Annotated in this window: 1 protein-coding gene; it reads left to right on the top strand. The window is 39.1% G+C overall.

Annotated elements, in window-relative coordinates; all coding sequences use genetic code 11:
• Nucleotides 1-722 precede the first annotated feature (722 nt).
• On the top strand, nucleotides 723-1037 hold a 315-nt coding region (locus tag LD39_RS15990), incomplete at its 3' end, for an EamA family transporter (RefSeq protein ID WP_035549606.1).

Below are 1037 nucleotides of genomic sequence, written 5' to 3'. Positions count from 1 at the left end.
TGGAATCCAGATGCCACTTTTGATGAGCGCGGCGCTATGCTCAGTTTTTACTGATAAGCCTCATGCTAATTGATCTGACTCTTACGAACACATGAAATATTTTAGAATATGTAATCGTGCAAGTAGTTAAACACTTCATATTTATTGTGTTTTTCATTGTATTTTCGTGTAGGGGTTAATATTCGGTTAAAGGGCTGGGACAATAGTGTATTAGCCATTTTATAATCCGAACGATGGAATGAGATTTCACCATCGTTCGGATTTTTTTATGCTAGATTAGCGTAACATTTCCCTATATTACAATAATTTATAATTTTGTAATATAGGGTGGAAGGATGTCCTATCCGACAGAATGCTTCGCTGCTGAAAACGAAGCAAGTACAATAAGGATTTAGACCATTTTAACCTAGGAAATAAACGGAGACTTCTTGCGAGCGGGAGGCATCGGTGAGACCCCACAGTTCGCAGCACACGGAGGCTCATCAGCCGCCCGCAATAGCGAAGCGGTCACTCAAAGTAACAAATAAATTCTGAAATTCCCTACCGTTAGTTGAGGATGCTTTTAATAATCCCAGCACCTTTTTGATGCGATTTTGGAATTGAAAGACGCAGATCTTTAGATGTAAAGAAATGTAAATACTCCCTTTTATAAGTTTTATGGGGATAAGAGTTTGGGTATAGCCCTTCAACAAGAAGTAATACTCACGAAAAGGAGAATTCAATTGCGATTTTTTAGTATAGGACTTGTCATACTAGCTGCTGTTTTATGGGGGATATCCGGTGGCTTAGCTGGAATATTAATGGATAAAGGCTGGGATCCTCTTGTCATCTCCTTTTATAGAGGTGCAATTGGTCTTATCTGTCTTCTTATATGGCTTGCCTTTGACCATAAAGGAGAAGGAAATGAAAATCGAAAGAAGACAATCATATGGTCTATACTGGCAGGTATCGGTGTAGCTGGTAACTTTAGTTTTTATTTTCTCAGCATTTCCGAATCAGGTGTAGCTGTAGCCTCCACCTTAATGTACACAGCTCCA

This window comes from Halobacillus sp. BBL2006, assembly GCF_000786645.1.
GTDB lineage: Bacteria > Bacillota > Bacilli > Bacillales > Halobacillaceae > Halobacillus.
The sequence above is the reverse complement of the archived record's forward strand: the minus strand, read 5'-3'. Positions and strand labels throughout refer to the sequence as shown.